The sequence below is a fragment of the Actinoplanes sp. OR16 genome, assembly GCF_004001265.1.
Lineage (GTDB): Bacteria > Actinomycetota > Actinomycetes > Mycobacteriales > Micromonosporaceae > Actinoplanes.
Genome location: NZ_AP019371.1, coordinates 772545 through 787092 on the forward strand (window position 1 = coordinate 772545; position 14548 = coordinate 787092).

General features: G+C 71.0%; 11 protein-coding genes and 1 pseudogene. 4 read left to right on the top strand and 8 right to left on the bottom strand.

The window, feature by feature from the left end:
* Positions 1–29: 29 nt before the first annotated feature.
* The 7 genes from EP757_RS03485 to EP757_RS42710 all read right to left on the bottom strand — a co-directional run bounded on the left by EP757_RS03485 (position 30) and on the right by EP757_RS42710 (position 8204).
* Complete coding sequence (locus EP757_RS03485; protein WP_127542764.1) at positions 30–1031, bottom strand: hypothetical protein; 1002 nt, start codon at positions 1029–1031, stop codon at positions 30–32.
* Positions 1028–2938, bottom strand: coding sequence for a hypothetical protein (locus EP757_RS03490; protein WP_232050356.1), 1911 nt, complete (start codon positions 2936–2938; stop codon positions 1028–1030). Before EP757_RS03490 ends, EP757_RS03485 begins: the two co-directional genes overlap by 4 nt.
* Complete coding sequence (locus EP757_RS03495) at positions 2938–4041, bottom strand: glycosyltransferase family 4 protein (protein WP_127542765.1); 1104 nt, start codon at positions 4039–4041, stop codon at positions 2938–2940. Before EP757_RS03495 ends, EP757_RS03490 begins: the two co-directional genes overlap by 1 nt.
* Positions 4038–4775 carry a glycosyltransferase family 2 protein gene (locus EP757_RS03500; protein WP_232050357.1) on the bottom strand — a complete coding sequence of 246 codons (738 nt, stop codon included), beginning with the start codon at positions 4773–4775 and terminating at the stop codon, positions 4038–4040. The genes EP757_RS03495 and EP757_RS03500 overlap by 4 nt, the downstream gene beginning before the upstream one ends.
* Positions 4776–4937: 162 nt before the next feature.
* Positions 4938–5687: an L-type lectin-domain containing protein gene (locus EP757_RS03505; protein WP_232050358.1), complete on the bottom strand. Its 750-nt coding sequence runs from the start codon at positions 5685–5687 to the stop codon at positions 4938–4940.
* An 88-nt stretch (positions 5688–5775) separates the two neighbouring features.
* Positions 5776–8058 carry an FAD-dependent oxidoreductase gene (locus tag EP757_RS03510; protein ID WP_127542768.1) on the bottom strand — a complete coding sequence of 761 codons (2283 nt, stop codon included), beginning with the start codon at positions 8056–8058 and terminating at the stop codon, positions 5776–5778.
* A 2-nt stretch (positions 8059–8060) separates the two neighbouring features.
* On the bottom strand, positions 8061–8204 hold the full coding sequence (locus EP757_RS42710; RefSeq protein WP_160165759.1) for a hypothetical protein: 144 nt from the start codon (positions 8202–8204) through the stop codon (positions 8061–8063).
* A gap of 87 nt (positions 8205–8291) precedes the next feature.
* Here EP757_RS42710 and EP757_RS03515 point away from each other — a divergent pair, with 87 nt between their 5' ends.
* From EP757_RS03515 to EP757_RS03530, 4 genes and pseudogenes are all read left to right on the top strand, one after another.
* Positions 8292–9083 carry a glycerophosphodiester phosphodiesterase gene (locus EP757_RS03515; RefSeq protein ID WP_127542769.1) on the top strand — a complete coding sequence of 264 codons (792 nt, stop codon included), beginning with the start codon at positions 8292–8294 and terminating at the stop codon, positions 9081–9083.
* Between the two features lie 402 nt (positions 9084–9485).
* A pseudogene (locus tag EP757_RS43720) lies at positions 9486–10031 on the top strand (Pecanex-like protein 1); the annotation flags it as partial.
* 886 nt (positions 10032–10917) lie between these two features.
* Complete coding sequence (locus tag EP757_RS03525; RefSeq protein WP_127542771.1) at positions 10918–11757, top strand: siderophore-interacting protein; 840 nt, start codon at positions 10918–10920, stop codon at positions 11755–11757.
* A 72-nt stretch (positions 11758–11829) separates the two neighbouring features.
* Complete coding sequence (locus EP757_RS03530; protein ID WP_127542772.1) at positions 11830–13020, top strand: MFS transporter; 1191 nt, start codon at positions 11830–11832, stop codon at positions 13018–13020.
* Positions 13021–13036: 16 nt separating this feature from the next.
* On the opposite strand, the gene EP757_RS03535 is transcribed toward EP757_RS03530, so the two are convergent.
* Positions 13037–14518 (bottom strand): glycosyltransferase family 39 protein, encoded by a 1482-nt coding sequence (locus tag EP757_RS03535; protein WP_127542773.1) that lies wholly within the window; start codon positions 14516–14518, stop codon positions 13037–13039.
* Positions 14519–14548 lie beyond the last annotated feature (30 nt).

A 14548-nucleotide genomic window follows, 5' to 3' on the forward strand; every position in this document is an offset into this window, starting at 1 on the left:
ATCCCGCCCGACCCGTGTCACCACCCGGGTCAGCACTTGGCGCCGCTCCTCGAGAAGGCTGCGGTCCGCGTCCGGACCGTCACCGGCCCGCGGGCGTAGAACCCGGCGCTCATCCTGCCGACGCTGATGTTCACGGGATGCAGGCAACCGTCCTGAGGTACGGCCGGCACCCGAACCGTGAACGACCGGACCGTGTCAGCCGCGACCGTCACCCGCTTGGCCGCCACGACCCGTCCCCCCACCCGGAGCCGCACCGTCGTCGTGACATCCCCGATCCCGGAACTGGTGACCCGAACCGGAACGGCCAGCCCTCGCCCGGGAACCGTCACCGGCGCCTCGATCCCCGCAGCCCATCCACCGAGGGCGACACTCAGATAGCCGGGCTCGGACGGCCGGGGCGCCGCCTCATAGATCCGGGCCGCCATCCCGCCGACCCCCAGAGCGACGATCACAGGGATGAGTACGGCTACCCCGGTGCGCCAGAATCCCCCACGCCGGGGCCCCTCTCCAGCCGAGTCATGTCCGGTTTCTCGTGAAATTTCGGCATAAGGGCTGGCGGAGGCTGGGCTGGCGGAGGCTGGGCTGGCGGAGGACGGGTTGGTGCTGCGGGCTGAGCGTTGTGACGGGAGGCCGCCTCGATGGGTGGTGCCGGGGTCGGCGTGGTGGGGGTCGGCTTGGTGGGGGTCGGTGGCCGGCACTCGGCGTTCGCGGAAGAACGTGGCTGCCGACGCGACGAGGGCCACCGCGGTTTCGCCGATCACCAAAGGGGTGGTTCGGACGGGCAGTCCACAGGCGTGCAGGGACAACGCCACCAAGGGCAGCGTGACCAGGCCCGCTATCGCCGCCATGCCGATCCGGGCCGCCGGCAGGCCTTGCTCGGGCGGGATGCCCGGCAGTGCTCGCAGCGACAGCTCGCCCAGGGCCAGGAGTGCGAACAGGCAGAGCGGGACCGCGTACCAGGGGCGGCCGGCGGCCAGGAGGACTCCGGCCAGGGCGGCGCAGGTGAGCAGGGTCAGCCGGATCGTCCTCATCGCATACTCCCGAGACGGGCGAAGTCGAAGCGGTAGATCGCCACGTTCGGGCCGTCGTACATCTTGATGAGCCAGGGCATCGTGTCGAACTTGGTGAGCTGGGCCTCGGTGAACGCCGGGCGGCCGTCGTGCGGGATCGGCTCGTTCGTCTCGAAGTAGATCTTGATGTCCGGCACCTGGCTGGCCATCCGCCGGTCCACCACGAGGAACTCGAAGCGCCAGCTGCGCAGCTGCTCCAGCAGGGCCGGCGAGATCGGCTCCCCGGGCCGGGCCAGGTAGAGGTCGTAGGCCGGGAAGGTGGCGGAGCCGGTCGTCGGTTCCTGTTCCCCGTACGAACCGAAGATCAGTCCGGAGTAACGGTCGGCGACGAGCCTCGTCTCCCTGCCCTGCGTCTCCCGCAGCCAGGCGGCAGCCGCGAGCACCTCGGGAGTGGCCGCCCGGGTGTCCGAGCCGAAGACCGGCGGTCCGGGGAAACGGTACGACGGATTCATCCCGGCCGCATTGTTCCCGACCAGCATGAGCGCGCAGGCGGTCAGCAGGATTGATCCACGGAAAACCCGGTTGATCCGATGCGGACGGTCCAGGAGTGCGATGATCAAGGGGGCGACGGCCATCGCGAGGCCGAGGTAACTGAACGCCCACGACCGTCGTGCGCCCTCCGCCCCGGCCGGGGTGAGGATCAGCAGCGTGGCCGGGAAGTAGAGCGCGCCGACCAGCAGCATCGCCGCGACGCCGGCCGAGGTGAACGGGTCGGCGGTGTGCCGGCGACGCCACCAGAGCGCGGTCGCGCCGATCATGGCGAGGAGGGCGAAGCCGGGCGCCGCGTACGCGGTGTACTGCTCCCACCAGGGCGCGATCGACTGGCTGAACAGGGTCCGGCCGCCCGAACCTCCGCCGGCCAGGCCGCTGAACTGGCCGAGCGCCCGGCCCAGGTACGGATCGAGGTAACTGCCGGTGCTCGGTGCGACGGCGCCCATCCAGCAGCCGGTGACCAGCGCGACCCCGGCGGTCAGCGCCCACGCCGTCCGAGGAACGGTGAGCAACGCCGTGAAGGAACAGGTCACCGCGAGCAGCCCGAGGATGCCGGTGAGCCAGATCGCGGTGAGGTGGTGGGTCGCCACCGTCGCGACGGCGAGGATCAGGGTGAACGCCGCCCAGCCGAGCCGCCGTCCCGTGGTCGCCGCCCGCATCGCGCGCAGAGCGCCGGCCAGGGCCCAGACGAGCACGGTGATCGCCAGGGACTCGTATCCGAGCTGGGTGTCGAAGAAGAGGAACGAGCTGTTCAGGCTGTAGACGAACGCCGCGGCCACGCCGACCCGCGGGTCCGGCCAGAGCTGACCGGCGACGACCGCGATGCCGAGCAGGACGAGCACGTGCGCGGTGACGAGCAGCAGCAGTGCGGCGTGCCAGACGGTGAGGCCGGTCAGCGCGGCGAGGGAGGAGACGGTCGCGTGCAGACCCGGGTAGTCACCGATCACCCGGACGATGGGGTTCTGCTCGAAGAGCCGGCCGTCGAGGAGGATGTCATGGGCTTGACCCCAGTGCGCGTACTCGTCGTGGTAGAGCGGTCCGGAGGGATTGCGGAGCAGTTTGGGCAGGTACGTGAAGCAGCCGTAGCCGATCAGCACGGCAAGCCTGGTCAGTGGTCGGGCGTTCCGGCGTACGGCGAAATAGGCCGCGGGAAGCGCGAAGAGCAACATGCCCGCCCAGAAGAAGCCGAACTGACCTCCTTCGCCCCATGCGGCCCGGCGGTACGCGATCACCAGCGCGGCGGCGCCGGCCGCCGCCGCCACCGAGAGCGTGAGCGCACACCGGGCCGTCTCCCCGCCGCCGGACGTGAAACGGCCGCCGGGAAGACGGGCTCGAAGGAACCGGCCGGCATCGACACCGGCCGTGGTGGCAGTCATCAGCCGACGGCCTCCGGCTGCGTCGCGGAGCAGGGCGCAGTGGTGACGGCGGAATAGACCTGGCGGATGCCGGCGACCACGTCGTCCCAGGTCGGCAGCGTGGCGGGACGCTTGCGCCCGGCCGAGGTCGCCTCGATCATCGCGGCGGCCAGGTCGGCCTCGTCGTCCGGATCGGCGTAGCGCAGCCAGACGCCGTCCCCGGCGAGCCGGGCGACCTCCTGGTGGGCCGGGATCGGCGCGGCCACGGTGGGCAGTCCGGCGGCGAGCGCGTCGGCCACCGACATGCCGAAGGCCTCGTGTGCCGAGGCGGAGACCGCCGCCGAGGCCTGCGCGAGGCAGGACGCGAACGCGGCGTCGTCGAGCCGGCCGTGGAAGACGACCTGACCGGCGAGGCCGAGCCGGGCGGCGAGCTGACGCCACCGGTCGGCCGCTGGTCCGGTGCCGACCACGTCGAGCCGGTGATCGGGACCGAGGTGCGCCATCGCCCGGATCACCCGATCGACCCGCTTGTACTGCTCCAGCCGCCCGACGCAGAGGATCCGGCGGGACTGGGCGGGCACGACCGGGACGGCCGGGCGCGGGTCGGTGCCGTTCGGGATGATCACCGTGCGGTCGGTGACCTCGGGGAAGTGCCGCAGGAGCAGGTCACGCTCGGCGGCGGTGACGCAGACGACCGCGCTGGACCGGGTCAGGATGGTCCGGCCGAACGGGCGGTAGACCGGGTGCAGCGCGGCCCGCAACCTGCTGTGCCCGGTGCCGTGGTAGTGCGGCGTGAAGACCATCGGCGTGCTGGTGTTCGCCTGGGCGGCGCAGAGGGCGGCCAGCGCGTGATAGCTGTGCACGTGCAGGACGTCGTACGCGTCGGCGTTCCGGCGCAGCCACCGCCAGAGCGGGAGCGACAGGCGGTAGTCGCCCGCCGGAACGGTGAGCGGGAACCGCCGGACGAGCACGCCGTCGACGGTCTCCTCGGAACGCGACCGGTGCTGGGTGATCACCTCGACCTGGTCACCGGCGGCGAGCAGACCGGCGCAGAGGCGCTTGACGTGGGTCTCCACCCCGCCGATGTCCGGGTGGTACGCGTTCGCCACGATGCCGATCCTCATCCGACGCGTGCCCCGTTCCGCGATGTCCGGGCGGCACGACGGCGCGGACGCCATTCGCGGGCGATGGTCCGCAGCACCCGCATGCCGTCGGTGAGCGCGTTGAGGTTGCTGACGCCGTGGATGCGGGAGTGCTCGAAACTCGGCACCTCCACGATCTCCAGCTGGGCACGGGCCGCACGCAGATTCAGCAGGGTCTCGATCTCGAAGCCGTCGCCCCAGAGCCGGCCGTCGGCGCGGTCCGGCGCCGGCGACGTGTGGTCGAGATCGAAGATGTCGAGGTGGCGGGCCCAGAAGGCGTTGTACCCGTAGCAGAGGTCGCTGTACCGGGTGCCGAACAGCATGTTGACCAGCACGCTCAGGCACTTGTTGCCGGCCCGGCGCAACCGGGTGATGTCGGCGCTGCCGCCGGTGGGCTGGAAGCGGGAGCCCTTCGCGAAGTCGGCGCCGGCCCGCAGCGTCTCGACGAAGCTCGGGATCTCCAGCGGGTCGGTGGACCCGTCAGCGTCGATCATCACGATGATGTCGCCGGTGGCGGCGGCGAACCCGCAGGCCAGAGCGTTGCCCTTGCCGCGGCGGTTCTGCCGGACCACGTGGATGTCGGGGCACAGCCGGCGGGCGACGGCCACGGTGTCGTCCGTGGACCCCCCGTCGACCAGCACGATCTCGTCCACCTGCGGGAGCCGCGCGAAGACGTGCGGCAGGTTGCGGGCCTCGTTCAGCGCCGGGACGATCACGCTGACCGTCGGAGCTGCGCTTTTCGGAGCTGCGTTTTTCGGAGCTGCGTTCTTCGGAGCTGCGTTTTTCGGAGCTGTGGGCTCCGTGATTTCTTCGGAAAGCACACGGTCGACCGTGGGCATCAGACTTCTACTCCTATGTCAGGATAAATCAGACCAGGTTCAAGCGAGAGGCGCGTCGACGGTCCAGTCGTAGACGTCCTGCCGTGCGGTGACATCTCCGGTCGCGGCCGTGAAACCCACCCAGCCGCTGGCGGCCCCGGCACTGCGGGCCAGGTCGACGCCGTGATCGAGCAGCAACTGCTCGGGCGAGCCCTTCGCCTTCACGTAGACCTTCAGGTTGTGCGCCCCGGCGTCGTACCGGACCCGGGCGTGGAACGGCTTGCCGAACAGCGGGATCGACGACTCGGCGAGGGCGGCGTGCCGGTCCGGGTTGCCGCCCAGCACCACGGCGAGGTGGTTGCTGCTCGGATCGGTCGTGTTCTGGTACGTGTCGAACTCGACCGCCACGCTCCTGGCGATGCCCCGGTATCCGAGACCGCCGCCCCAGCCGCCGAGCGCCCGCGGGCCGGCGCCCTGTGCGAGGAACGCGATGCCGTCCGCACCGGGCTTGCCGTGGTGCAGGTGCGCCGTGAACGTGGTCTCGAAGGACGCGGTGAGATCGACCCTGCTGGTGGACCAGGCCGATCCGGCCTGCTTGAAGCTGCCGTTTGTCAGCGCGATGACCCGGCGGTCGCCGCGGTCCGAGGTCACCGCGGCGGTGCCGTTGAGCGCGATCGACTCCGCGTATCCGGCGTCGAGCGGCTTGATCGTCCCGTCGGCGGCTTGGGCTCCGGCGGCGTTCACCGTCGCCAGTATCGAGAGCAGGGCAGAGGCCAGGAGGCCGCCCCGCGCGAGTCTTGACGAACGCACGAGTTGCTCCATTTCAGTTGATTTGCCCGAGTAGAACCTGGCCTAAGGTAGGGCAGACCATGGAGTCGTGTGTCCGAGTCTGGGGTAATTACCCTCGTTTGTTTTCCATCGGCTCGACGAGCGGTTCCGCGGCGACGGTGGCGAGCAGGCGACGGTCGAAGTACCCGATCTCCACCTGGGTGCCGGGGACGGACAGGGCGGCGGGCAGCCAGGCGAGCGCTATCGGGGCGCCGGCGGTCCAGCCGTACGCGGCGCTGGTCACGTGGCCGACCACGAAGCCGCCGGCGTACACCGGCTCGCCGCCGAGCGGGACCTCGCCGGTGTCTTCGATCCGCAGGCTCGCCAGCCGCCGGTCGGGCAGCGTCGCCGGGCGGGCGCCCGGCCGCACCAGCGCTTCCAACCCCGCCTGGTACGGGTCGTCCTCACCGGTCAGATCCACGCCCCAGGCCCGGCGCCCGTTCTCGATCCGCAGGCTCTCGTACGCCAGCCGCCCGGCCGCGACCAGCCCCGCCTCGCGCCCGGCCTCCCCGATCGTGTCCCAGAGACGCAGGCCGTACTGCGCCTCGGTGTAGATCTCCGCGCCCGGCTCACCGACCGCCGAGAGCGGCAGGACGGTCACCGGGACCATGCCGAGGTAGCCGCCGGACCGCAGCGATCGGAGCAGGTCCGGCGCTCGCGGGCCCCAGACGCCGAGCCCGCAGGTGCCGCCGGTGACGTCCCGGACGGTCACCCCGGCCGGCGCCCGCCGCCTCAGCAGGTCCAGGTCGAGCGGGCCGCCGATGACCAGGAACCGGTCCTCGGCGAGCCGGGCCACCGTGACGTCGCCACGGATGCCGCCGGCCGGGTCCAGCAGCAGCGTGCGCGTCACCCCGTCCTGCGAGACGTCACTGCTGGTGAGGCCGGTGAGGAAGGAAGCCGGTCCGGTCACCTCGATCCGGGTCTGCCCGGTCAGGTCGTAGACGGCCACCCGCTTGCGGGTCTGCCGGGCCTCGGTCTCGGCGATCGGCGACCAGTGCCGCGCCGACCAGTCGTCCCGCGACCGGATCTCCTCCGGGGGCGGGTTCGTCGCGTACCAGAGGGGCAGCTCCCATCCGTCCACCTCGCCGAAGACCGCGCCCAGCTCGGCCTGCCGCGGGTGGAACGGGCTGAGCCGCAGGTTGCGCACCGCCGGCGGATCCTGCGGGTGCACGATGCCGAGCGTGCTCGTGTAGGCGCGGGTCGCCGCCCGGCGCACGTAGGCCGGGGCGAACCGGCCCGGATCGAACCTGTTCAGGTCGCACTCGTGCAGGTCGATGCCGGGATAGCCGTCGACGAGCCACTCGGCGAGGGCCTTCGCCGCGCCGGCCGAGTGGGTCACCGAGACGGCGCCGGCGATCCAGAGGCCGCGCAGCTCCCGGGACTCGCCGAGCAGCGGGAAACCGTCCGCCGTCACCGCGAGGACGCCGTTGAACGCCTCCTCGAGGGCGGTACGCGACAGGCTCGGGATCAGCTCGGCCACCGCCGACCAGGACTGCTTGAAGGTTCCGGAGGTGAACGGCAGCATCGCCGGGCGGTTGTCCTCGGGAACGTCGGCGAGGTCCACCGGGAGAGGCTCGTGCAGATAGGCGCCGACGCCGAGGTGCTCGCCGTAGGCGCGCAGGTAGAGGCCGCGGTCCGGATGACGCAGCACCGGCAGACCGGCGGAGGCGCCGACGGCGGTGGTACGGACGAACTGGTGGGCCATCGGCAGCATCGGCACGGCCACACCGGCCAGCTCACCGACCGCCGGCCCCCAGAACCCGGCGCAGCTGATCACGACGTCGGCCGGGTACGCCGCATCCGCGCTGCGCACCCCGCTGACCTGGTCGCCCTGCCGCAGGACCGCGACGACCCGCTCGTTGCCGATGAACCGGGCGCCCCGGGACGCGGCTCGCGCGGCCTGCGCCTCGGCCGCCCGGACCGGCGCCGCGACACCGTCCGACGGCACGTGCAGCCCACCGAGGATCCGGGCCGGGTCGAGCAGCGGGAAGAGCTCCTTGCAGGCGGCCGGGTCGAGCACCGCGGAGCCGATCCCCCAGGACTGGCCGAACCCGAACCGCCGGTGCAGCTCGGCGAGCCGTTCCGGGGTGGCCGCCACCTCCAGGCTGCCGACCGGCGAGAAGCAGCCCAGCTCGGCGTACTTGTCGGCGGTGTAGCGGGCGAGCCGGGACAGGGTCCGGGACGGGCTGGTCTGCACGATCAGGCCGGCCGAGTGCGAGCTGGAGCCGCCCGTGCTGAAGAGCGGCCCCTGCTCCAGCACGGTGACGTCGGTCCAGCCCTGACCGGTCAGCTCGTCGGCGAGCGCGCAGCCGACGATGCCGGCTCCGATCACGACGACCTTCGGCCCGGGCATCGTCAGCGGGTCTGGGAGAGCCGGGCGGACCAGCGCAGCCGGGGCCAGCGCGGAATGATCCGCAGCCGGGCCCGCGGACGCGCGCCGAACCGCCTGGCGACGTGACGGCGCTTGATGGTGTTCGGGCGCACCGGACACGTTCGCACCGCAACCCACCTCCTTCCCGTGGTCTTCGCGAAGACAGGATCTTCACGTGAATGGCGCCGGTCAATGGGCCTTCGGGTCTTTTACCTATGCGCAACAAAGCCCGGCATACTCCTCGCGTGGATCATCCGTATCTGGACGGGCCGCGGCCGCTCGCCTTCGCGCACCGCGGCGGCGCCGCGGAGGGCGACGAGAACACGGCGGCGGCCTTCCTCCGGGCGGTCGAGCTGGGCTACCGGTACGTGGAGACGGACGTCCACGCCACGGCGGACGGCGTCCCGGTCGTCATCCACGATCCCGTCCTGGACCGGGTGGCCGGCCGTCCCGGCCGGGTCGCCGACCTCACCTGGGCCGACCTCTCCACGGTGCGGGTCGGCGGCGCGGCGGCGGTGCCCCGGCTCGAGGAGGTTCTGGACGCCTGGCCGGAGATCCGCTTCAACGTCGACGTGAAGACCGACGCGGTCGCCGAGCCGGCCGTCGAGGCGGTACGCCGCACCGGCGGCGAGGACCGCGTCCTGCTCGCCTCGTTCAGCGACCGCCGGCTGTCCCGGGTCCGCCGGCTCGCCGGCCCTCGGGTGGCGACCTCGCTCGGCATGGGCGAGGTGGCCCGGCTGCGGATCGCCTCGGCCGCCGGGCTGCCGCTGCGGGTCCCCGCCTCGGCCATCGCCGCGCAGATCCCGGTGCGGCACGGCCGGATAACCGTGCTGACTCCGCGATTCCTCGCTTATCTGCACCGCCTCGGCCTTGCCGTGCACATCTGGACGATAGACGATGCGGAAACGATGAATACGCTGCTCGATATGGGCGTCGACGGCATCATGACCGACCGCATTGACGTCCTCAAGGACGTATTCTCGGCGCGCGGGCTCTGGTTCCGTTAAGAAACTACCGGCTCACAGGCTGTTGTTGTAACCTTCCAGCTCAGCGTCGTTCCTGCAAGATCGCTTGAACCGGGGACATCATCCGAACGGCCGATGCCGGGGGTTCAAGATCCGATCCATATTTTTTCTTTAAGTTCGGCATAAGAATTCCTCAAGTTCCTGCGCGGAATTGATTTCTGTGAGACCTCCTCCTAACGTCTGGGCGTCGGCGCGCAACCCGCGCCGAATTCCGAGAATCCGAGAACTCGGGGAAAAGAAGGTCTCGTCATGCGACGCACCCGGCTTCTGGCCGCCGGAGCAGTTCTCGCCGCGGTCGGCGGTGTCATCGGTTTCACTCAGCTCTCCTATGCCGAGGACAATCCGTCCACGCGTGCCGGCGAGAGCGGCGCCGGCAAGGTGGTGGGGAACAACCTCACGATCCTGACCGACACCTGTGTGGACAGCCGGCTGGAGGCGCACGACGGCTTCCAGAAGGGCGACCGGTGCGTCTCCACCGAGTTCGGTGAGGTCGGCGCGGCCGCGAACAACCCGACGCTGCTGATCACCCAGGCACCCCGCAACGTGGACGTCGCGACGCCCTTCACGCTCCAGATCAGCACCCGCAACCTGATCCGGGACCGCTTCCTCGCGGCCGGCCAGGGCGGCTACTACGTGGAATCCAGCGTTCTGCAGAACGGCCTGGTCCGCGGCCACTTCCACACCGCGTGCCGGATGCTGACCAGCACCGACGAGGCGCCCGCCCCGGAGCCGGTCCCGGCGTTCTTCGTCGCGACCGAGGACAGGCGCGGCGGCGCCGACCCGGACACCGTGACCATCCAGGTCCCCGGACTGCCGCAGGAGGGCACCGCTCAGTGCTCGTCGTGGGCCGGTGACGGCTCACACCGCATCCCGATGATGGAGCGCGCCAACCAGACGCCCGCCCTCGACTCGGTCCGGATCACGGTCCGCGCCGCCGGCGGCGACAACGGTGGCGGCAACAACAACGGGGGCGGCAACAACGGCGGCAACAACGGAGGCAACAACGGAGGCAACAACGGAGGCGGCGGCAACAACAACGGCGGAGGCAACAACGCCGGCGGCGGGAACAACGGCGGCAACAACACCAACACCGGCACGGTGAAGCCGAGCAAGCCGGCCGCCACCAAGCCCGCGGCCACCGCGACCGCCAAGCCCGACTCGACGGTGACCGCCAAGCCCAACTCCACGGTCGTCAAGCCGAGCACCACGACGGCCACCCCGCGTACGAACGCGACGACGAAGACCACCACGAACACGGACGACGACGACAACGACGTCTCCGCGAACAACAACTCGGGTTCGAACAGCGACTCCGGGAACGAGTCGGCGACCACCGAGGAATCGACCGAGGAGTCGGCCACGGAGTCGGCTGAGGAAGAGGCCACCCCGAAGTCCACGACCAAGGCGGCCAAGCCGAAGCCGTCCGCGACGACCGAGGCCGCGACCACGACCGAGGACGACACCGAGAACGGCTCGGGCGCCGGCGACAACGGCGCTCCGGACGACATCGAGTACGTCCCGGCCGACACGAACCCGCAGGCCGAGCCGCCCGCGCCGGAGGAGAGCGGCCCGATCAGCCTGATCGCGAACAACATCGCCTGGGTCGGCGGTGGCGCGGTGCTCCTGCTGGCCGGCCTCATCGTGGCCGCCCTGGTCCGCAACCGCCCCCGGAACAGCTGGCGATGACCAGGGCGAGCTGACCGAGCGACGACGAAGGCGGCTGTGGGATTTTCCACAGCCGCCTTCGTTACTTCAGCATCCATAAGGGTAGCCTTACCTCCCGGTAGACCGTCCGGGCAGGTAGATGAGGTGCAGTATGGCGACCAGACCAGCGCGACCGGCTCACGAGGGCGTGGTCACCCGGGTCGAGCAACTGACCCCGCACATGGTGCGCGTGGTGGTCGGCGGAGAGGCACTCTCCCGCATCACGGCCGGACAGTTCACCGATCACTACATCAAGGTGCTGTTCCCGCAGCCCGGGACCGACTATCCGGACCCCTTCGACATGGGCGTGATCCGTGAGACGCTGCCGCGCGAGGCCTGGCCGGTGGTCCGGACCTACACGGTGCGCAAGTGGCTGCCCGAGGTCCCGGAGATGTGGGTGGACTTCGTGGTGCACGGCGACAGCGGCATCGCCGGACCGTGGGCTGCCCGCGCCGAGCCCGGCGACCCGTTCCGGTTCATGGGCCCCGGCGGTGGCTACGCCCCGGACGCCGACGCCGGCTGGCACCTGCTCGCCGGTGACGAGAGCGCGCTGCCGGCCATCGCCGCCGCGCTGGAGGGCATGCCCGCCGGCGCCCGGGTCCGCGCGATCCTCGAGGTCGAGGGACCGGACGAGGAGCAGAAGCTGGACACCCCGGCCGACGCCCAGATCACCTGGCTGCACCGCGGTGGCCGCCCGGTCGGCTCGCTGCTCTGCCCGGAGGTCCGCGGCATGGACTTCCCCGAGGGCCGGGTCCAGGCGTTCGTGCACGGCGAGGCGAACTTCGTCCGCGATCTCCGCGGTCACCTGCGTCACGACCGCGGCCTCACGATGGACCAGCTCTCCATCTCCGGCTACTGGCGCAACGGGATGAACGAGGACGGCTGGCAGTCGAGCAAGAGGGAGTTCAACGAGCAGACCGACCGTGAGCAGGAGACGCCTGCCGCTGTGTAAGCACCGGGTGGCGGCTGTGACCGTACACACCTGGCGAGGCGGAACGCCCCGGACCGGGGCCATGATGTTTCCGTGGTGTTACTTGAGGAGCGGGCGGTAACGCGCCGCCAGGGTCGGCTGTTCATCCTGATCGCGCTGTTGCTGGCGGCGGTCAACCTGCGTCTGGCGGTCACCAGCGTGGGTCCGGTGCTCACCGAACTTCGCACCGGCCTCGGGATGTCCACGACCGTGGCGGGCCTGCTCACCTCCGTACCGGTGGTGTGTTTCGCGGCGATCGGCCTGGCCGCGCCCCGCCTGGCCCGGCGCTTCGGCGCCGCTCGCGTGATCCTCGGTGGTCTCGCGCTGCTCACCGCGGGCCTGGCGACCCGCTCCTTCGCCGCCGACTCGGCACTGTTCCTGCTGCTCAGCGCGGTGGCCCTGGCCGGTATCGCCCTGGTCAACGTGCTGCTGCCGTCGGTCGTGAAGGACTTCTTCCCGGACCAGGTCGGCACGGTGACCGGTCTCTACACGGTGGCGCTGAACATCGGCGCGACAGCGGCGGCCGCTGCGACGGTGCCGCTGACCGGCGCGTTCGGCGACGACTGGCGTCTCGGCCTGGCCTGCTGGGCGCTGGCCGCGGTGGTCGCGCTCCCGCCGTGGATCCTGATGGCCCGCAACGGGGCGAAGACCCACAATCCAGATCAAAGGCCTTCGCCGGTACGGGTGACCCGCCACCCGGTCGCGTGGGCTCTGGCGGTCTATTTCAGCATGCAGTCGACATCCGCTTACGTGATCATCGGATGGCTGCCGCAGATCTACCGGGACGCCGGGATCTCCGCGTCGACGGCAGGCGTGCTCTTCGCGACGACGTCGTTCCTCGGGGTGCCGCTCGGCTTCATCCTCTCCTCGGTGGCCGGCCGGGTGCGCAGCCAGAGTGCCATCGCGGTCGCGCTGGGCGTCTTCGGCATCGCCGGCTGGGGCGGCCTGCTCTGGTCTCCGTCGGCCGCGCCCTGGCTGTGGGCTGTCTTCCTGGGCATCGCGAACACGGCGTTCCCGCTGGTCCTGACGATGATCGCGCTGCGCGGCAGTTCACCGGCCACTGTCGTGAAGCTGTCCGCCTTCGCCCAGAGCGTCGGCTACCTGATCGCGATCCCGGGCCCGTTCGTGGTCGGCGCGCTGCACGACGCCACCGACAGCTGGAAGGCCCCGCTCGCCGTCATGGTCGCCCTGACGATCCCCCAGATGATCGCCGGCGCCCTGGCCGGCCGGAACCGTCAGATCTGACGACTCCGGAACGCCGTCAGTCGTAGTGCGCCAGCCGGGGCCAGATCACGCTCCACGGCTGATCGAGCCGGCAGACGTAGACCTGGGCGTCGAGTTCCTCGTTCACCACCCCGGCGGTGTTGCGCAGCCGCGCCTCCGCCGAGCACTCGCCGAGGTGCCGGGGTGGCGCCTGGAGCACGGCGACGACGACGGTCCGGCCGTCCGGCGGCGGGCCGAAGTGGCGCAGCTCGTTGTGTCCGCTGTAGACGGCCGGAAGGCCGAGCGACCGCCCGTACCGATCCAATGCCCCTGCTTCTCCGTAGTTGCCGGTGAAGAGCACCGCCTTGCGCTGATCGGCCTCGGACAGCCCCGCATAGACGCCGCCGATCTGCCAGACGTAGTCGCGCCAGCCGATCTGGTCGGCGACGGTCTCGTTGACCTCGGCGATGCCGCTCTCCCCGATCTCGTCCTCGGGCAGGACCGGCAGCGACGACACGATCGCGAGCAGCGCGAAGACCGCCACGGCGATGCCGGTGACGTACCGTTTGGCGCCGGTCGCCCATCGCCCGGCAGGCACCGCGCCGATCGCGAAGAGCGCCAGCAGCAGGCCGATCGGGTAATACGACTGCCCGCCCATGGCCAGCAGCAGGAGCAGCATGAGCGGATACGCCACGGCCAGCGACCGGATCGCCCGCAGCCGGCGGTCCCGGAGCAGCACGACGATCCCGGCGATCCACACCGGCGGCAGGATGAGCAGCACGAACTGCATCGGGATCAGCAGCGGGCGGTCCCCGGCGATCGCGGCCGCCATCTCGGCCTGTGGAAAGCCGCTGACCGCCTGGTAGATCAGGTTGGGTGAGCCGACGAGCAGGCACGCGACCACCCCGGCCCAGAGCCACCGCGACCGGAACACCTCCCGGGGACCGGCGATCAGCAGCCCGGTGCCGAGGCAGAGCAGCAGAAGCACGATGAGGTGCTTGTTGTAGAGGCCGAGCCCGGCCGTCACGCCCGCGGCGAGCCAGGCCCGCTCCCGGCCGCCGAGCAGCGCCCGGATCACGAAGAGGATCACCGCGAGCCAGACGAGCAGGTCCGGGGCGGCGGTGGAGGCGACGTGCGCGGCGGAGAGCGGCACCACGCTGACCACCCCGGCAGCGGCGATCGTCTGGGCGGCGGCGCCCCCACCCGCCTCGCGGGCGATGAGGGCGGAGAGCAGCACCACGAGTCCGAGAATGATCGCGAACGGAACCCGCATGGCCCAGACCGTGTCGCCGAAGATCTCGATGCCGAGCCGGCCCAGCAACGGCGTGAACGGCGGCTGGTCGACGTATCCCCACTGAAGGTGCCGGCCGAGCATCCGGAAGTAGAGCTCGTCGCGGTGGTAGTCGTACCGGCTCGCGGTGATCAGGAGCAGCAGCGTGGTTCCGACGGCGATCAGGCCGACCGGCCACCAGGCTACGGGCCGGCGACCGATGACATCTATACGCTCCGTGTCCGCAGTGTCACTCAGAGCATTCGCCACGGTCTCACCGTACGAGGACAGCGCCACTCT